Raw genomic sequence first — 18362 nt, forward strand, 5'->3', positions numbered from 1 at the left:
CGCCGTTCCGAAGAGATCGCCCCCCGTACGCGGAACAATATCCTGAGCTTGTTTTTCAGCAGTGTACGACCACTCACATCGGAGTGTGCTTTTTCAGAATCTCCGAAGCCGTGATCGTGGGATGGTTTGAAGGCAACTCCAAGCCTTTCATGAACTCGCCGCTGACCTCTGAGAGAAAGGAGGGGGGGACGCCGACTAGCACGCGGTGCTGTATCATGGCCGCGTCCATTGCAATGAGAAGAATAAACTGTTCCCTCGCGATCGCTGCATCTCGTCATGTTAGCCACGGCCGATCACCCGCCCCAGCGCGGCATCCAACGCCACAGTGTCCGGCAGCGTAATTCTGAACAAGCCTTCCAACACGCCGCGTAGTTCGGCAATGCTGGTCAAAGTCCGACGCTCGGTCGCGCCATTGAGGTAGTGCACGGCCAGCTGGGTGTCGCGCAGCGCGTATCGCCGATCGGGTGTCGGGAGAGCGGCGATCAGGCCGGTCACAAACCGAGAGGAAGGGTGCGTCGAAATGTACCAATTCGCCATTTCGTAGTCGGCGGTGACGTGTTCACACAAATCGAACCGGTAGAGCGACATCCATTCCTCACGAATCTTCACCTGTTCAATGAACGCCTCGCCTGCCTTCACCAGCCGAAACGGCTGGTGCGGCGTCGATTGCTCGATGTCGGCTTGGAGGCGGAGGGGCGCGGTCAGGGTCACGCCGCCGAACCCGACGTCCGCAAGATAGCTCTCTTCGTCGAGATCGATGCGAAGCAGCATGTGCGTCCGAGGGGAAATGGTCTGCGCGGGCGTATTCCACAGGACGCGAGCTGCAAGACCGGTCACGCGAAAACCAAGCGCTTCCAGCACTGCCTTGAACAATAAGTTGTGCTCGAAGCAGTAGCCGCCTCGCCCGCCTCGCACCAGCTTGTCCTCGAGAGACATCAGATCGAGGCGCACGGGCCGACCGATCAAGGGATCCAGATTTTCGAAGGGAATCGCCTGCGCGTGGTGAAGGTGAAGAGCTCGGAGCGTTTCCAGGTCGGCGCGAGGCGTCCCCGCGTACCCTATCCTCTTTAAGTAGGCGTCGCAGTCGATGGTTGGCATGGATCTCTTCATCGTTGAGGCTCTGTGCTCTCTGTTGAGGTTCTGAGACACGCTCGTTCGATCGGCCCTCTCATTCTCCCTTCCCGACTGGCTCGTAGCAAGATGGCGGCGCGCCATCACCGTGGAGGCATGACAACCCCCCGCTTCGTTCTTGTCGTGTTCCCGACAAAATTGTCGGACTATGTGGGGGCTGCCATTCCAATCCTGGGAGTTTCCCGCCAAAACTGCATCACTGCTGGCGGCATGGAGGTTGCTGACCTTCTTCTCAGATTAGAACTATCTCAATATCACTTGTGCCGTGAGAGAGCAGCCGGGACGGGGGCACCGGCTCCGCTTGAAAGACAGAGCGGCGTGGACCGCTCGGACGCTTCGTGCGGCGCGCCGCTTCACAAAGACACGGCCGGCTCACCATCTCGCCGGCGCGCACAAACGTGGCGCGATTTATTCATCACGCCGTGCGCCTCGCGGCGTCCGAGCTTCGCTGAACGCCGCTTCGAACAGTCAGCGTCGTCCTCGTCGCGCTTTCGCTGAGCGGTTCGCCACCCCGCTCTGATGGCGCTGCGCCGCTGCCCCCGTCCCGGCTGCAAGATCAGTGATTTTGAGATTAGGTTCTAGTCAGCTAAGGAGGCGCCATGAACAGCGTGGTGGAAAACCGGGAAGGCGTTCCTGCGTTCGACGAGGAGCTCGTCTTGATGCTGAAGATCTCCGGGCCGCAGACCATCGAACAGATCTGTCTGGCGAGCGGAATGGATTGGCCGCGGGCGTTCATGGCGGTCGATCGATTGAGCCGATGTGGAGTGGTCACACTACGCATGGCCGGCCGAGGTCAGTATCGGATCTCGCTACCAGGGGCCGCCGTCTGATGACCGGGCACGATCACACGCTCTCCCTGTTGATCTCCACGACGCTTCTCATGCTCACCATCCCGGGCGTGGCACTGTTCTACGGCGGCATGGTGAGGAAGAAGAACGTGATCAACACAATGGGACTCCCGCTCCTGGCGCTCGCGCTCGTGTCTGTTGTCTGGGTTGTGGCGGGCGGTGCGGCCGTGGCCGGTGGGCGAGAGGTTGGGATCGTGGCTTCGACGACCGGCCCGCTCGACCGCCTTTGTGACGTCATTCCGGCCGCGTTGGCTTTGGCGTTGGTGGCCGGTGCGCTGGTGGAGCGGATGCGCGTTTCGTTCTTCTTGCTGTTTGGGTCGTTGTGGGTGGCGGGTGTCTATGCCCCGGTCGCCTATGGGGTCTGGGGAGGCGGTTGGCTGACCAAGTTCGGGACGTTGGATTTTGCGGGCGGCGCGGTAATCCATATCACCGCGGGCGTGAGTGCCCTGGTCGCGGCGCTGCTGGTCGGACCACGAGTGGGATTCGGCCGTACGGAGATGATTCCACATGCCTTGCCGCTCTCGATCTGTGGAGTTGGATTCCTCTGGATCGGCTGGTTCGGTTTCGCGGGGAGCTCACGAGTGGCCTCGATCACAGAAGCCACCATCGCCGTGGTGTCCATCCAGGCGTCCGCGTGTGCGGCGGCCCTGAGTTGGACAATTGCCGAGTGGCTCCAACGCGACAAACCGACTGCGCTCGGCACGGTGAGCGGAGCCGTAGCCGGTCTCGTCGCCATTGCGCCTGCCGCTCCCTATGTCGGCCCACTCGCAGCCCTCGTCATCGGCGTCGGCGCGGGCGGTGCCTGCTACATGGCGGTCAACTTCGTCAAACCGATTCTCGGCTACGACGATTCATTGGACGTCTTCGGCATGCACGCGGTCGGAGGGACCTGGGGCATGATCGCGGCCGGCTTGTTCGCCTCGACGGGGATCAATCCCAACGGCAGCGACGGGTTGTTTTTCGGCTATCCCTATCAGTTCTTCGCGCAATGCGTGGCCGTCATTGCCACGTGGGCCTTTGCCGTTGGGATGACCGTTGTGCTGGTGAAGGGGCTCCAGTTCGTCCTGTCTGCTCGTGTCGAGGTTGATGCGGAACTGCTGGGCCTGGATCTGAGCCAACATGGAGAGAAGGGGTACTCCTAGCGAGTAGAAAGTGCTGAGTGCTGAGTCTTGAGTAAACAACAAGATAGATCAGAAAGCCTTCGTTCTTCACTCAGCACTCAGCACTTTTAACCTCGCTGAGGCGCTATGGCCATCATTCACGATGATGCCGGTCGACGACGGTTCCTGAGCCAGGCCGTCATGGGCTTCGGCGTTCTCTTTGGGATGGGGACGCTCGGGTTTCGGTTCCTTCAGTTCCTGGTCCCTACACCACAACCGAAACAGGTGGAGCCGGTGCTGATCGGAGCCGAATCAAAGATGCCGCTGGGGGAAGCGATCGCGATGGATCTCGGCGGTCAGAAGATCATGGTCCTGCGCACAGAGACCGGGGTCACGGCCTTTTCACGTCGATGCACGGATCTTGGCTGTCTGGTGTCCTGGAGCAAGGAGCGCGAACAGTTCGTGTGTCCATGCCATCAAGGCGTATTCGACAAAACCGGGAAGAATGTTGCGGGCCCGCCACCGCGCCCGCTCGATCGGTTCGACGTCGTCAAGCGCGGGGAGCAACTGTACGTGAAGATTTAAAAAAGTGCTGAGTCTTGAGTGCTGAGTGCTGAGTAGGGGAGAAAGATCGCTCCGCGAAGGGCAGTTTAACACTCATCACTCAGCACTCGTCACTCATCACTGAAGTACAGCGGGTGGAGCAATGAATTTAATCGCAACACGGGTTCGGGATGATGCCGCGGATCAGACGGCAAAGCCGAAGAGCCTGATCGATTACATCCAAAAAGATCTGCCCGAGCATCTCGACTGGTGGCCGTACACGTTGGGCGCGATCCCGCTCACGCTGTTCGGCGTGCTGGTGACCACCGGGCTGCTGTTGACCTTTTATTACGTGCCGTCGGCCGAGAAGGCCTACGAAAGCGTCGATCAGATCACGCACGAAGTCTATCTTGGCTGGTTCGTGCGGGGCGTCCACAAGTTTTCCGTGGACCTCATGATCCTGTTCCTGCTGTTTCACGTGATCCGGGTGTTTCTCACGCGCGCGTATCGCGACGGGGGAGAATTGAAATGGATGTCGGGCTCGCTCGTATTCTTCGTCACGTTCGCGATGGGGTTCACCGGCTATTCGCTCGTCTATGACAATGTGTCGTATTGGGGCATGACGGTCGTGACGAACATGCTGGGGAATGTGCCGATTGTCGGTGGGCCGCTCCAGTATCTGCTGCGGGGCGGCGAGGAGGTCTCTGGAGGCACGCTCTTGAGGCTGTATGACCTTCACACGAAGTTGCTGCCCATCTCGCTCGCCGGGTTGATCCTCGGGCACGTCGTAATCGTCCGACTCCTGGGGTTCGCCACCGTCGAACGCAGTCGGGGCTTTCACCCCTTCTATCCGGAGCACACGTTGATCATGGGGGCCGTCGCGGTCGGACTGCTGGTTCTGATCGTCAACCTCGTCATGATCTTTCCGCCGGTCCTCGGGCCACCGGCCAATCCCCAGGAAGTCGCGGCCGATGTTTCGCCCCCCTGGTATTTCTCGCCGGCCTATATGTGGATCACGTTGCTGCCCGGGCCGATCGCGCTCTGGAGCTTGCTCGGGTTCGCTGCGCTCTTCGTCGTGTATCCATTCATCGATCACGTTCTCTTGGAACGTGGCTGGCCGATGTCGGTCGTGAATGCCCTGGTGGCGACACTCGTGGTCCTTGGATTCGTCGCACTGATGGTGCTCGATACGCGAATGTAAGGTGGTGACACAGGCCACGATGTGGCCGGCGATAAGGAGGCACAGTGGCGGATTCATTTGAAGACGAACGAGCGGAAGCCGCGCGGCAGCCGAACGGCAAACTCAACTTTACCCGCTACATGATCGGCGGGTTGAGCCTGGTCCTGTTCCTCGCGCTCACCGGCGTGGGCTACGTGCAGGTCGAGGAGCGCCGGGGCGGTGGCTTGCGCCCATTTGTCTCCGCCGAGAACAAGAAGTGCATCGATTGCCATATGGCGAAAGACGTGTCCGTCGGCGGCATCAACGATTGGAAGGCGAGCGCGCACGCGCCGAAAGGAATCGGCTGCGTGGAATGCCATCGCGCCGAGAAAGGAGACGCCGACGCGTATCCGCACGAGGGCACGTTGATCTCGACGCTCGTCACCCCGAAGGATTGCATGCGGTGCCACGACAAGGAAGCGTCGGAATTTGCCCGCTCGCATCACGCCAAGGCGGCACAGTTCGTGGGATCGCTCGACAACTTTCTCGGCAACGTCGTGGAGGGGCCGGAAGTCGGCACGACCGGCTGTGCGGGCTGCCACGGCAGCGTCGTGAAGGTGATGGAAAACGGCAAGCTGCATCCGTCCACGTGGCCGAACTCGGGTATCGGCCGCGTCAATCCGGACGGGTCAAAGGGCACCTGTGCGGCGTGCCATGCGCGTCATGGCTTCTCGATTGCGCAAGCGCGGCAGCCCGAAAGCTGTGGCCGGTGCCACATGGGTCCAGATCATCCGCAGATCGAGGCCTATTACGAGAGCAAACACGGCGTGCTCTTCACCGCGAACAAGGAGAAGATGAAGCTCGGCAAGCCGTCCGAGCAGTGGCATCCGGGGAAGGATTATCTCTTCCCCACGTGCGCCACGTGTCACATGAGCGCAACGGGCACGCAAGAGGTGACGCACGATGTCGGGGATCGGATCAGTTGGACCTTGCGCCCGGTTGTCTCGACCAGGCTGGAGAACTACGAGGCGCGGCGTGCGGCCATGAAGCAGGTCTGCTCATCGTGCCATAGCGGGGAGATCGTGGATCGGTTCTTCACGCAGTTGGACAGCGGCGTCACGCTCTACAACGAGAAGTTCGGGAAGCCGGCCAACAACGCCATGAATCGCTTGAAGGAACTCGGCAAGGTCACCCCGACGCCGTTCGACGAGGAAATCGAATGGGTGTTCTACGAGCTGTGGCACCACGAGGGCCGCCGCGCCCGGCACGGATTGTCGAAGGTGGCCCCGGATTACGTCCACTGGCAAGGATTCTATGAGGTCGCAAAGCATTTCTACACGAAGTTCCTGCCCATGGTACGCGAGCTGTCACCCGACGTCGCGAAAGACCTGCTCAAGCAAGAGAGCCACAAGTGGGTGCAGAACGGCATGAGCAAGGAGGAAATCGCTCAGATGCTGGAGTTCTACGACAAGGAAATGCAGGGGAAGCGAGGAGGGTCGTGAAGCAAACACATTCGCCCGCGTAAAGCTCGACGCTTCGTTTTCGACCCCAACGCGCGACGACTGGTGGTGCCCAGTTACTGGACGAGGCGATCAAGCACGACCTGCTCGATGAGGTGATCGTCTCCATCCATCCGGTCATCCTCGCCGGTCATCCTCGGCGACGGTATTCCGCTCTTCTCTAAGGACCTGCCGAAAACGGACTTGCAACTTGGTCACTCCAAGGTGTTCGACACCGGTCTCGTTCAGTTGACGGATCGCCAAGCTGAACGAGAAGCCGGTGAACGTGTGCAATGAAAGGCGATGGTCGGATCGCACTTCAAATTTCCTGTCTCATGGCCGTTCACGTCTCCGTCATCGCGTGTGTGCCGTGGGTGATCGCTCCCCCTGCACGGAGAGCGGCTGCGACGAGCACGGCTTCCGCGATCTCGCGATCTGAGGTGCCAAGGCTTCGCGCGTTGTTCGCATGGATTTCGATGCAGTACGGGCATTGTGTCGTGAAAGCGACCCCGAGTGCGATCAGCTCCTTATACTTTCCCGGGATCGCTCCGTCGGCCACGGCCGCCTTGTCAAAGGCCAGAAACGCCTTCATCGCTTCGGGCGCATGGGCTTCGAGGAGTTTCATCTTGCTCGGATTCTTCTTGTCGTACATGGTGATCTCCTCCTGGCTGAATCATGTGAGTGTCATGACACAACGGTCTTTCTGAAGCGTGTCTGTCGCCACGTCGATCTTCCCTTTTCCAATCCCTCCTTCAGTCATACACTGTCTCGCTTCGCACGACGACGGTTGCCCGAAGACGATGCCATAGATAAAAGAGGGCACGCAAAAGCCGGTGCTGACGTTCACGAACGCCGCCGCGACAACCGACCAACCAAGGATGTGTCCCAGCACCGGATGGCCCGATTGAAATCCCCAGGCGGCTCCAGTAATGAGGAGGGTTGCGAGGAAGCATGCAAAACGGCGGGGCAATGGGTACGTCGGGAGTCGCGGACCATGCACCACGTAACGAAGCCCGTGGTTGTACACCACGTCGAAGGGATGGCCGGTGAGGAGAGCGCCGAGTGCGGCAAACGGGACCAACACCCACAAGGTCAATGGTGACTTGTCTGCCGTGCCGACCGCGACCCATAGCATGCAGATGGCGGGAGACAGTCGCAGCCAGTAGTTGATCTGGGCCAACGTCCGACTATCGCCGTCAACAAAGCCTTGTGCTTCCATGCGTGCTTTTGCGAGAGGGGAAATCCGATCCATGGCCGCCTCCATAGCGAGATTCGGAACGGTCCGTCATGTGACTGCGTTTATTCGGTGTCACGCTCGAATGCCGATCACCTCGAGATATTCCGCGAAGACCGTGGTGCATCCCTTTCCCGCTTGATTGTGAGTCGACCACAGGATCTCGAGATCGTCCCTCAGGCGCTCACTGGCGCGGACCTCCAACGACGCAAAGGCCTGATTCGTCGGTCCATAGTAGAGGCGGAAGAACTCGACCACCTCGGCCGGCGGAAACGGATAGCTCATCACATAGTGGCGTCTCGCCAACTCGAGAGACGACAATCCCTTCCCCAGCCGTTCACGAACGATCCGTTCGTCACCCCACAGGACCGGCGACGGCATCCCGGATGGTGCGATGAACGTTGAGATGATGGTGAACATCTGCCCCACGAACCCCTCGGGCGTCCAATTCGCCATGGCAACGGTTCCACCTGGTTTGCAGACACGCAACAGCTCCTTCGCGACAAGGTCGGGCCGCGGCGCGAACATCGCTCCGATGAGGCTGACGACAACGTCGAAACTTGCCTCTTCAAAGGGGAGAGCTTCTGCATCGCCTTCCTAAAAATGGGCCGGCAGCCCCTCGGCGTCTGCGCGTACCTGTGCTCGTTCGATCAAATTGCTGGCGATGTCTATTCCGGTTACCTCCAGCCCATGCTTGGCCGCGATCAACGAAAGCTGGCCCGAGCCGCATCCCACGTCGAGAAATCGGCGACCTGGTGGGAAGTGAAGGCGGTCATAGAACTCCTCCGCACCCGCTTCCAGGTATCGCGAGAATCGGTCGTAGTCTCCGGCCATCCAGATCTGCTTCAGACGAGTCTTCACGCGTGCCACGTCGGTTGATAACGTACTGGTCGACATGGTGGCCCTCCTGTATGTGGTGTCATGTTCAACAGCGGTTCACATCACCGCTGCACCTGCTCGGGCAGCATAGACCACAAGGCGGCAGGTGTCTTATCCGGGAGTCTGGCTCTCTTGATCGCGGCGTGCTACGCTGCGGATCATTTGCTTTGGCGTCCGGGAGAATTTGCACGCGGTCTCCTGCAAGAGTGTGGACACGACATGGATGTGCTGTCCGAAGTGCTCAAGGCCGTCAAGCTGGACGGAGCCGTGTTTTACAACGCCGAGTTTTCAGCGCCCTGGTGTTTTCAGCAGCCCGCGTCGCAGGTGCTCGCGCCGTATCTCTCGGTAGCCGCCAAGCACGTGATCATCTATCACCTCATGACCGAGGGCCGCGGCTACGCCAAGGTCGACGGAGACAGCCCGCCGGTTCCCCTCCATGCCGGGGATATTGTCGTCTTTCCGCACGGTGATCCGCACGTCATGGGAAACGGGCCCGCGGTGAAACCGTTCGACAGCGCCGAAGCCTTGCAGCGCGTCTTATCCCAAGGTCTGTCGGTGTGCCGGCAGGGTGGCGGGGGAGAGGTGACGAAATTAATTTGCGGCTATATGGCCTGCGAGCCGCAACTCTGCCGCATTGTGCTTGGCGGATTGCCGCCCCTGCTCAAAGTTCATATCCGCGACGACGCGTCAGGCCAATGGCTCGAGGACTCGATCCGCTACTCGGTGGATAGGGCAGATGCGACTCGTCCCGGTGGACAGGCCGTACTGGCGAAATTGTCCGAGGTCTTGTTCATCGAAACGCTCCGCCGCTACATCGCTCAGCTGCCGCCGGAACACACGGGATGGCTGGCCGGCGTGCGAGACCCGGAAGTCGGGAAGGCCTTGGCCCTGCTCCATCGACAGCCGGCTCATCCCTGGACGATTGGTGACCTCGCCAACGAGGTCGGCATTTCGCGTTCCGTTCTCGCCGAACGTTTCAGACGCTATCTGGCCGAGACGCCGATTGCCTACCTGACCCGCTGGCGGCTTCAGCTCGGCGCGCAGATGTTGATCTCAACGAACAGTGGCGTGTCGCAGATCGCCGCCGATGTCGGCTACGAATCCGAGCCGGCCTTTAATCGCGCGTTCAAACGCGAGTTCGGCCTACCGCCCGCCCGCTACCGCGCTCAGTCGAAATCATCGCGACGGGTGGCGCTCCGGGAGGCGTAACGGATCGAGACGGCCGTTGGTCGACCAAACTCTCCGAGGAAGGCGGAAGGGCAAGCCAAAACGGGCGGGCGTTAGAGAAAATAGTTATCATGGCGCCGGCAGAGGTCGGTCCATTCCTCCTCGGTGAAGCAGCGGCCGGCGGCGAGATCGGCGAGGGCCTGGAAATAGCCTTCCCGCGGAGCGCCTGGGGCGAAGAGAATCAGCATCGAAGCCGGATCACGAGACTCGTTCTGAAATGCGTGAATGCCGCCTTCCGGAACGTAGAGGTAATCGCCCGCCTTCGCATCGATCCAGACGGCCCCGTTGTAGAGTCGTACCGTCCCAGACAGGATGAAAAACGACTCGGCCATGGTTTTGTGGAAATGCGGCTTCGGCCCTGACGCCTGCGGTTTCATGTCCCAGCGGTACAAGCCGAATCGCCCGTCGGTCGACTGCCCTGTCGCAAGATACCGAACGCTCGTGCTGGCCCCTATCGCTAAGTCGGGCGGTTCACCGGCCGAGCGACATGTGGTGCTGATCTCTCCTGTCTCTTTGTGATAACGGGCCTCCGGGTACGACATGGTGGCTCCTGTCGACGTTCAGGATCGGCAGCCGGCATGCGGCGGCTCATCCCACGGTCAGTAACTCGAGGATGTGGCCGTTCGGATCGCAGAAATATACGCCGCGCCCGCCGCCACGATGGTTGATCTGCATATTGGTCCGATCGTGCGGCTCGCTTCCGTAGGGAATGCCTTCCGCCTTCACCCGGCTGAAGATCGCGTCGAACTCGGCTTCGCTGATCTTGAATGCGTAGTGATGAACGTCGATGCGCTCCACGTCGTCGTCAAAATCAAGCGTGAGCCGGTCGTTCACGCGCACGGGCGCGAAATAGCCGACCTCCCGTTCATCAAACGTGAGACCAAAGATCCGCGCAAAGAATTGTGCGGAGGCTGATTTGTCCCGGGCAGGCACGATCGTATGGTCGAGTTCGATAGTCATGAGAACGCCTCTGGTGAGTAGTGTGCCCTCAACTCATCTCCGCTGCCCCTCATCCGGCGACCGGTTGGGTACCGGGCGCCAAGACTTCCCGCATCGCGGTCGCCAACGCCCGTAACGCCGCTTCACCATCTCCAACGAACGACGATCCATGCATCAGCGCCAGGCGCGTCGGGCGAAGATCGGCGAGCGCGTGCAATGTCGGCTCGGTCAGCGGGGTGAAGGGATAGGGTTGGGCGAACGGCCCGTGCTGTATCTCGGTCAACGACCGCTTCGCCCGTTCCACAATGTCCGACTGGGTCATCGGTTCCACATCGCCGTTGTGGGTGAAGAGATCGGAGCACAGGAGCGTGGCCGTCGCCTCTTCAAACAACACGCTTGCTTCCCAATTGTGAGGCACATGCGGCGTCTGGCGGAATCGGACACGATGGGTGCCGGTCGTGAGCACCTCGTCCTGACCGAGGACGCGCGCGGGACGAATGGCATAATCGTTCACGCTGACGGACGCGGCCACCAGCCCGCATGCCGCTTGTGCGTGCGGCGCGACGGTCAGCCACTCGTTGAGCGCCCCGCACTCGTCGGCTTCAAAGTGGCTGAACGAGATCCACCGGATCGCCGATGGGTCGAGAATCGTCGCGACCGCATCGCGAATCTCCGGGAACATGTGCTTCATCCCTGTATGAAAGAGCAGCGGCTCCTCATCTTTGATAAGGAAGTGGTTGAACCGAAGGTCGAATGCGGAAACGTAGATTGAAATCGAATACAGGCCGTCGGCGATCTCGGTCACTCGGGTTTTGTCGGCCATGGCGGTTCCTTTCATCGTGTGAAGACCATTACGCGACACGCCTCGTCGTTACGTGCCCCGGAGCAGTTAGAGATTGACGACCCGCACTTCCCGTTCACCGTGAAACGGATCGTCATCGTGCGTCCACGGCTTCTCAACGGTGACTGCGGCGTCGTGGTAGGCCTGCCATGCCTCGATGCCGCCGCGCAAGGGCCGCACGCTCGCGAATCCCAGCTTTCCAAGCAGCAGTGCCCCTTGGGCGCTCGCAGCATCTCCGGGACAATCACAATAGAGCACCAGTTCGCGATCCCAAGGCAGTTCGGAATGGCGGCGGCCTACGTCGTCCAGTGGCATGTGCACTGCGCCGGGGATACGCGCATCCATGGCTCCTAACGCAGACGGCCGCACGTCGATGATGAGGGGCGGCACGTCCGTCTTCAATTTCTCGGTCAGTTCTTTCACTGTGATCCGAGGGACGTTCCTGAGTTGGCGGCGGCGGTGTACCGCCTTGTACACGACGTAAAGCAGTGTGGCGAAGGCCATGATGAGAAGCGCCACCGGCGTCATCTGGTCCGCGTAGCGAAACGCGTCCTCGAGTTGATCGGCAAAGACATAGCCGATTCCCACGCTGGCGCCGGTCCAGACCACTGCGCCCAACGTGTCATAGAACAAGAACAATGGCACTCCCAGCCCGACGATGCCGGCGAGCGGCGGCGCAATCGTGCTGAGCCCCGGAAGAAACTTTGCCAGGACCAGCGAATGCGGCCCATGTTTGACGAAAAACGCCTCCGTCTTTCAAATGCACGAGTCGGGTTCCAGCGCAATCCGGCAGAGCCAGCCCAAGACCGGGCGTCCGCGCCGGCGCCCCAAGTCGTACCAGATCCAGTCCGCGGCCAGCGCCGCGACGACCGTGCTGCCGATCGTCGCCCAGAGACTCAAGTGGCCGGTGCCAACCAGGGCGCCGGCGGCGATCAAGATCGGAATCGCCGGGATCGGAAGTCCGATCTGCTCCAGGAACACGACGGCGAACAGGACGATCGCCCCATACTCCATCAAGAACACGAGTGCATCCGTCATCTGCTGCGGCCTTTCGCCATTGGCTGTGTCTGCCGTATCGCCTTCGCACAGACCGTTCCATTGCGCGGTCGACTCGTGGCCGCGTTCTAACTTCGAGCATCTATGAGGGAATCTCGGGAAGAGAACTCGGGTGGCGAGGGCCGGTCAGGGGAGTGACGAACGTGGCGTGAGACGAAGGGTCGTCATGTGACGAGATTTCGACGGGCGCGGAACGGCAGAGGTGGCCAGGGGGGACGTGCGCACGTCAGGTAAGGCCTCACCTCTGCGTTCCTCCGCCGAGAACCGAGAGTTCCCAGCGGTAGCCGTCAGGGTCGTAAAACCACACGCCCATGTTCGGCGAGCCGGGTGCCTCGGGGCCGATTTCATCGCCCGGGTCTTCTATCTCGACCTTGTGCTTCTTCAGATGCTCGAGCGCCTTTCGCAATGCGGCCATGCTCGGGAGATGAAACGACATGTGCCCGATCGTTGTTGGTGATGGTTTGCCCTTGAACACGACGATCGTGACGTTGTCGTTGCCGACCGCGATGCCACCGTCGAACTCGAACTCTTTCCGCAAACCCAGGACGGTCATGAACCATTGGGCGCTGCGTCGAGGGTCACGGACGGCGAGTCCGAAATGACCGACCGTGCCGATCGTGAATGGGACCTTCATTTATTTCGGCGCCGTCACCGCATCTTGCGCGACGTGGCCGGTCATCGATTTTTCAGTGATGTTCTGTTCGATTTCGAGGGCAATGACACGCGCGAGCTGGTCGGCGGAGAGCGCGCCCATCGGCAGGCCCTGAGTCTCGCGATAGAACGGATCGTCGGGCGCCGCCGTTCGATAGACATTGATCAACACACTCGCCGGTTGGATCTTGCGTTCGTCAGCGCCCACGAGCACGGCCTTCTCTTGCGGCAGCACGCGGGTGCGCGTCGCCCAGTCCCGCTGCTCGATGTTCACGAATGCCACGTTCCAGATTGTCCCGTTCAGGAGGCTTCGCACGGCCCTGGGCGTCCGCTCGATGAAATCAGGCTCTCGTACGATCTTCTGCAGCCCTTCACGAACACGGACCTCGTAGAGCTTGGTCGTGGAATCCGGCTGAGCCGGCGGAACGAGCCGCGTCGTCCCGATTTCATAAAAAGGTCGGCCGTCCAGGCTCCGATAGTCATCCACCGTCGTAAGATACGTCTCCAACAATTGGCGAAGCACGTCTTCGCGCTGCGCTCCCGACATCTCGCGAATCTCTTTGTCGGCGCGAATCGCTGCACGGGCGATATCGCGGCCCACTGAGACGGTTTTGGGTTTTGGCGACGTGTCGGCCTTGGTCACAACCCACTGGAACTCCCGGGCGAGAACGGGCGCCAACTGTTCAGGATGATCGAGGTAGCCGTTCTCCTCGAGCCACGAGGCGCTGATCAGAAGTTTCACGCGGCCCGCCTCGTTGGTCCGGGCAACCAAAAACGGAAATGCCTTTCCCTCGCGGTTCATCACCGTCGACTCGATGATCACAGCGTCGAGCGCGTCTTTCTTGAGCGCTTCGTCGAACCGTGGATACTGCGACCGATGGTCCAGCATCAACGTCAACGTCTCGACTACCGTCTGAGCGGCGGCATCGTGTTTGACGGGCTCGCCGCCGCCCCGTTCGGCTGACCTATTGTCCTGCACGCGGAAGGAGGCTCCGGGAATGGTATAGGCCGGACCCGTGGCGACATGACGCTCGTCCACCGAGCCGCCATGCCCTTGATGGCTTGCGCCCGCGATCGGCGACCCACCAAGAATGACAACCGATACACCGGTCAGGAACATGCCAACGCCGATGAGCACCAAGGGCTGACGAGCGAGTCGTCGATCCTGTTCCATGGCGGCCTCCGTGCAGTGGGCGTCCGGCGTCAAGCGAACGCGCGGCAGGGTCGAGCCGTTACGAGGGTTGTGATTGAAACCGTGATTGCGCGGCGAGGAGCTCTGCTCTCAACCGCGCGTTGTCCTTCTCCAACTCCATCATCTTGAGCTCTCGGCCAACGACCACGTCGTGAAACGTTTCGAGGTCATGAATCTTGTCTTGCAGTTCGGCTTTGGACTGCCGCAGCTCTTTCATGAGGCGTTCGTACTCATCGACCTTCAATTGCAGTTCCGTATTGAGCCGCTGGATCTGTCGCGTGGATTCCTTTTGATCCGTCATATCCACGCCGAAGTACAGGCCCCCGTGGATCGTGCCGTCCTGCGTTCGCAGAGGCTCGGCATAGCTGAGGATCGTGCGTCGTGCCCGTCCGGCAAGACCACTTCCAACTCTTGGCCGCGGGTCGAGATGCCCGCCTTGACGGCGCGCTGCAAGGGGAGAGCATCCGGCTCCAGTGGTCGTCCCTCACACATGATCCGATATGCCGGCTGTTCGCCGGCGGGCGCGCTGAGCGAGGCATTCGCCCCCGGTCCCAATTGCAATAGACGAGCGAGCACGGGGTTGGCCCAGATTTTCTCGCAGCTCGCGTCCTCGGCCACCGCGATGCCGATCGGGCTGACATCGAAGATCGTTTGGAGTTCGTTGATCCGCGCGGCGAGCCGGGTCGAGAGATCGGACAGTTGTTGTTGCGCCTCGCGCCGGAGCCGCGCCATTTCAAGATGCGTCTGGACTCTCGCGATCAGTTCGCGCGCTGAAAACGGCTTGATGAGGTAATCGTCGGCGCCGGCCTCGAGACCTTCGACGCGCGCCTCCTCGCCGGCACGCGCGGACAGAAGAATCACCGGCACGGTACTGGTGCGAGCGTCGGCGCGGAGTTCTTGTAAAAGAGCAAACCCATCGAGCCCGGGCATCATGATGTCGGTCAGCACGAGGTCCGGCGCACGGGCGCGAGCGAGAGCCAAGGCCGCCTGGCCGTCGCCGACCGCGTGTACCTCATAACGGGTGGCCAACAAACGCTGGATGTACTGCCGCATGTCGGCATTATCGTCCGCCAGCAGAATGCGCGGGCGCTCTCCCTGGATCGCCTCCTGATCGGTCGTTTCGGGCGTCGGTCTGTCGTCGTGTATCGCGTCATCGGCCGTCGCACCCGGCAACCAGCGCCAGGCTTCTTCGACATAGACGGCGGGACTCAAGGCCGTTGAAGTTGTCGCACGCGAGCCGCCGATGCGGTTCACCGGAAGATGCTGACGCCCTTGCGGGATGGCGACGGTAAAACGCGTGCCTTCATCCACTCGGCTCTCCACGTGGACGTGTCCGCCATGGAGCTTGACCAACTCCTGGACGAGCGCCAAGCCGATGCCCGTACCCTCCTGCGTCCGACCACGCGCTCCCGCGACACGGTGGAAGCGCTGGAACAGGCGGCCCAGTTCTTCCTGCGGGATGCCGATGCCGGTATCGCTCACGACAAGGTACACCATGTGGCGGGAAGGATCGGCGGAGAGCTCGACCGTGATCGAGCCGGCAAAGGTGAACTTGAACGCATTCGACAGCAGATTCAGGACGATCTTCTCCCACATGTCGCGATCGACATAGACCGGTTCCGGCAGTGGCGGACACGTGACGATCAATTCCATGCCGGCACGCTCGATCGCGGAGCGAAAGACGCTGGCGAGGTCCGCCGTGTATTGGCTCAAGTCGGTCAGTTCGTACACGGGCTCCACGCGCCCCGCCTCGATCCGAGAGAAGTCGAGCAGCGTATTGACGAGCTTGAGCAAGCGGAGGCCGTTCCGGTGTGCCAGCGTGATCGGCTCACGGTGGTCGGGTGGGAGCGATGAGTGCGCGCGAAGCAAGTCTTCCAGCGGCCCGAGCATCAACGTGAGCGGCGTTCGAAATTCGTGACTGACGTTACTGAAGAAGGCCGTCTTCGCCCGATCCAATTCCGCCAGGGCCTCGGCGCGGCGCCGCTCTTCCTCGTACGCCTGCGCGTTCGTCAGGCTGGCACAGATCTGGTTGCACATAAAGTGCACGAACTCGCGGTAGTCCTCATCGAACAGCCGGAACGGGTTCAGGGCGGCGATGAGCACCGCCATTTTGCCCTTCTGCCCGGAGGTGCTGATGCGAGCGGCGACCGCCTGATGGGGAGGACGCGGCCAAGCCCCTCTCGGCAAGTGCTCCTTTGGCGACGGCAGATTGGCGATGAGCCGTATCTGCTGCGACGCGACGATCTCGGCGAACGGCCAGACCGAGGCTTCCGCGAGGGAGACGACCGAGGGCGTCAGCTCATGACCGGTCTCGATCTCCGCCGTTCCAGCCAGGCGCAAACACTCGCGCTCGGCATCGACGAGATAGATCATCGCGAAAGGGAAATCGTGCGGGTTCCGCCCCAGACATTCCGCGCACAGCGCGCTGGCCTCTTCGAACGTACGGGCATCGGCGGTACGTGCCGCGAGATCCCGCAACAGCGCCAACTGCCGCTCGCCGATGATGCGCCGCGTGTCGTCTGTGTTCGCGCACAGGATCCCGCCGGTCTCGCCGTCGTCATTGGGAACCGGACTGTAGGAAAAGGTGTAATAGGTTTCCTCCGGATAGCCGTGTCGCTCCATAATTAGACGCAGGGCCTCGTCGTACGTGCCGGCGTTCTCCCGCATCGCAACAGCCGCACGAGGCCCGACCTGATCCCAAATCTCCCGCCACACGATGGAGGCCGGCTGGCCCAGTGCGTTCGGGTGTTTGCCGCCGACGATCGATCTATAGGGGTCGTTGTACAGATTGATGAGGTCCTTGCCCCACCAGACGAACATCGGCTGCCGAGAGGTCAACATGATCCGCACGGCCGTCTTGAGGCTCTGCGGCCACTGCGTCACCGGGCCGAGCGAGGTCGACGTCCAGTCGAACGCCCTGATCCGCTCGCCCATCTCGCCGCCGCCGTGCAGGAACGCATCTTGCGCGTGGGGTGATGATGGCATCGACCTCGATAGTGTAGCCAGGTGCGCCTCGCAATGATGTAGAGCTTTGTCCTACTCGTCGACCGGCTCAAACCCGTCTCGACGGGTTTCCCGCCCCACGTTCACTGGCCGTGTTGCAAAAGTTTCTCGATCTCTTTGAGGTCTTCCGGCGAGATCCGCCAAGTCGCCGCGGCCGCATTCATCCGGACTTGGTCGGGCGACGTCGCGCCGGCGATCACCGAGGCGATGGTCGGCCGAGCGAGGAGCCAGGAGACGGCAAGCTCGATCAGCGTATGACCCCGATGCGTGGCGAACTCCAGCAGCGACTCGACGAGGTCGAGCTTTTGATCCGTCAGGCTGCCGGCAAACCGGTCACCCGGCGCGAGGCGGCTTCCTGCCGGGGCCGGCTCTCCTCGCCGGTACTTGCCGGTCAGCAGGCCGCTCGCCAACGGAAAGTAGGGAAGGAAGGCTAGCCCCAACCGGTCGCATTCGGGCAGGACGTCCTGCTCGGGCGCCCGATGCAAGAGACTATATTCGTTCTGCACGCTCACGAACCGTGCCGCGCCCGGCCGAACGGCCGCTTCGGCTTCTCGAATCTGGGTCACCGAGAAATTCGAGCACCCAATCTCGCGGACCTTGCCCGCCTTGACGAGGTCGTTCAGCGCACCCAGCGTGTCGGCGATCGGGACAGTGGGGTCGGGTTGATGGAGTTGGTAAAGATCGATCCGGTCCGTATTCAACCGTCGGAGACTGTCCTCGGCCGCTTGGCGCACGTACTCGGGACGCGCACCGCGGCGGCGGTCGTCCACTGCCATTCCAAACTTGGTCGCGATCACGACGTCATTCCGCCGTGCACCGAGTGCTCGCCCGAGAAAGACTTCGCTCTTCGTACCGCCATAGATATCGGCCGTGTCGAAGAAGATGATCCCGGCATCAAGGGCGGCGTGCACAACCGCCGCGGAGGCCTGGTCATCGAGCTTCCATCCAAAGTTGTTGCAGCCCAGACCGACGACCGACACCTCCAACGATCCGATTCGCCGTGTCTCCAATGTCCGCGTCTTGGCAATCGCCATGGTGTCCTCCATGTCACGTACGAATT

The 18362-nt window shown here is 61.3% G+C and carries 19 protein-coding genes and 2 pseudogenes; 7 read left to right on the forward strand and 14 right to left on the reverse strand.

The window, feature by feature from the left end; translation table 11 throughout:
- Positions 1–279: 279 nt before the first annotated feature.
- The gene (locus AC1U7K_RS10685) at positions 280–1098 is read right to left on the reverse strand and encodes an arylamine N-acetyltransferase family protein (protein WP_480251244.1); all 819 of its coding nucleotides are present in this window, start codon (positions 1096–1098) and stop codon (positions 280–282) included.
- 632 nt (positions 1099–1730) lie between these two features.
- Between AC1U7K_RS10685 and AC1U7K_RS10690 the strand changes: the two genes are divergently transcribed.
- The 6 genes and pseudogenes from AC1U7K_RS10690 to AC1U7K_RS10715 all read left to right on the forward strand — a co-directional run.
- Entirely contained in the window at positions 1731–1961 is a 231-nt protein-coding gene (locus AC1U7K_RS10690) for a hypothetical protein (protein ID WP_480251245.1), read from the forward strand.
- Positions 1961–3121 (forward strand): ammonium transporter, encoded by a 1161-nt coding sequence (locus tag AC1U7K_RS10695; protein WP_480251247.1) that lies wholly within the window; start codon positions 1961–1963, stop codon positions 3119–3121. The genes AC1U7K_RS10690 and AC1U7K_RS10695 overlap by 1 nt, the downstream gene beginning before the upstream one ends.
- Before the next feature lie 105 nt (positions 3122–3226).
- Positions 3227–3664, forward strand: coding sequence for a QcrA and Rieske domain-containing protein (locus AC1U7K_RS10700; protein WP_480251249.1), 438 nt, complete (start codon positions 3227–3229; stop codon positions 3662–3664).
- A gap of 121 nt (positions 3665–3785) precedes the next feature.
- Positions 3786–4823 (forward strand): cytochrome b, encoded by a 1038-nt coding sequence (locus AC1U7K_RS10705; RefSeq protein WP_480251250.1) that lies wholly within the window; start codon positions 3786–3788, stop codon positions 4821–4823.
- A gap of 44 nt (positions 4824–4867) precedes the next feature.
- On the forward strand, positions 4868–6283 hold the full coding sequence (locus tag AC1U7K_RS10710; RefSeq protein ID WP_480251251.1) for a multiheme c-type cytochrome: 1416 nt from the start codon (positions 4868–4870) through the stop codon (positions 6281–6283).
- A 68-nt stretch (positions 6284–6351) separates the two neighbouring features.
- Positions 6352–6465, forward strand: a pseudogene (locus AC1U7K_RS10715) (hypothetical protein); the annotation flags it as partial.
- Positions 6466–6623: 158 nt separating this feature from the next.
- Here the strand turns inward: AC1U7K_RS10715 and AC1U7K_RS10720 are convergent.
- The 3 genes and pseudogenes from AC1U7K_RS10720 to AC1U7K_RS10730 form a co-directional block, all read right to left on the reverse strand.
- Positions 6624–6932: a carboxymuconolactone decarboxylase family protein gene (locus AC1U7K_RS10720; protein WP_480251252.1), complete on the reverse strand. Its 309-nt coding sequence runs from the start codon at positions 6930–6932 to the stop codon at positions 6624–6626.
- Positions 6933–6953: 21 nt separating this feature from the next.
- Entirely contained in the window at positions 6954–7532 is a 579-nt protein-coding gene (locus tag AC1U7K_RS10725; RefSeq protein ID WP_480251253.1) for a DUF4395 family protein, read from the reverse strand.
- Between the two features lie 57 nt (positions 7533–7589).
- Positions 7590–8411 (reverse strand): annotated as a pseudogene (locus AC1U7K_RS10730) (class I SAM-dependent methyltransferase).
- A gap of 201 nt (positions 8412–8612) precedes the next feature.
- Here AC1U7K_RS10730 and AC1U7K_RS10735 point away from each other — a divergent pair.
- Positions 8613–9602: an AraC family transcriptional regulator gene (locus tag AC1U7K_RS10735; RefSeq protein WP_480251254.1), complete on the forward strand. Its 990-nt coding sequence runs from the start codon at positions 8613–8615 to the stop codon at positions 9600–9602.
- Positions 9603–9673: 71 nt separating this feature from the next.
- Here the strand turns inward: AC1U7K_RS10735 and AC1U7K_RS10740 are convergent, their stop codons facing one another.
- The 10 genes from AC1U7K_RS10740 to AC1U7K_RS10785 form a co-directional block, all read right to left on the reverse strand.
- Entirely contained in the window at positions 9674–10162 is a 489-nt protein-coding gene (locus AC1U7K_RS10740; RefSeq protein ID WP_480251256.1) for a cupin domain-containing protein, read from the reverse strand.
- Positions 10163–10208: 46 nt separating this feature from the next.
- A complete protein-coding gene (locus AC1U7K_RS10745) occupies positions 10209–10580 on the reverse strand; it encodes a VOC family protein (protein WP_480251257.1) in 372 nt (123 codons plus the stop codon).
- A 49-nt stretch (positions 10581–10629) separates the two neighbouring features.
- On the reverse strand, positions 10630–11382 hold the full coding sequence (locus AC1U7K_RS10750; protein WP_480251258.1) for an oxygen-binding di-iron domain-containing protein: 753 nt from the start codon (positions 11380–11382) through the stop codon (positions 10630–10632).
- A gap of 66 nt (positions 11383–11448) precedes the next feature.
- A complete protein-coding gene (locus tag AC1U7K_RS10755; protein WP_480251259.1) occupies positions 11449–12045 on the reverse strand; it encodes a rhodanese-like domain-containing protein in 597 nt (198 codons plus the stop codon).
- Between the two features lie 111 nt (positions 12046–12156).
- The gene (locus AC1U7K_RS10760) at positions 12157–12438 is read right to left on the reverse strand and encodes a DedA family protein (RefSeq protein WP_480251261.1); all 282 of its coding nucleotides are present in this window, start codon (positions 12436–12438) and stop codon (positions 12157–12159) included.
- A gap of 256 nt (positions 12439–12694) precedes the next feature.
- The gene (locus tag AC1U7K_RS10765) at positions 12695–13090 is read right to left on the reverse strand and encodes a VOC family protein (RefSeq protein ID WP_480251262.1); all 396 of its coding nucleotides are present in this window, start codon (positions 13088–13090) and stop codon (positions 12695–12697) included.
- Entirely contained in the window at positions 13091–14281 is a 1191-nt protein-coding gene (locus AC1U7K_RS10770) for a hypothetical protein (RefSeq protein WP_480251263.1), read from the reverse strand.
- A 58-nt stretch (positions 14282–14339) separates the two neighbouring features.
- Positions 14340–14600, reverse strand: coding sequence for a hypothetical protein (locus AC1U7K_RS10775; RefSeq protein WP_480251265.1), 261 nt, complete (start codon positions 14598–14600; stop codon positions 14340–14342).
- Complete coding sequence (locus AC1U7K_RS10780) at positions 14597–17284, reverse strand: hybrid sensor histidine kinase/response regulator (protein WP_480251266.1); 2688 nt, start codon at positions 17282–17284, stop codon at positions 14597–14599. Before AC1U7K_RS10780 ends, AC1U7K_RS10775 begins: the two co-directional genes overlap by 4 nt.
- A gap of 101 nt (positions 17285–17385) precedes the next feature.
- Positions 17386–18336, reverse strand: coding sequence for an aldo/keto reductase (locus tag AC1U7K_RS10785; RefSeq protein ID WP_480251267.1), 951 nt, complete (start codon positions 18334–18336; stop codon positions 17386–17388).
- Positions 18337–18362: the final 26 nt, after the last annotated feature.

This window comes from Nitrospira sp. Vd2 (assembly GCF_979581665.1).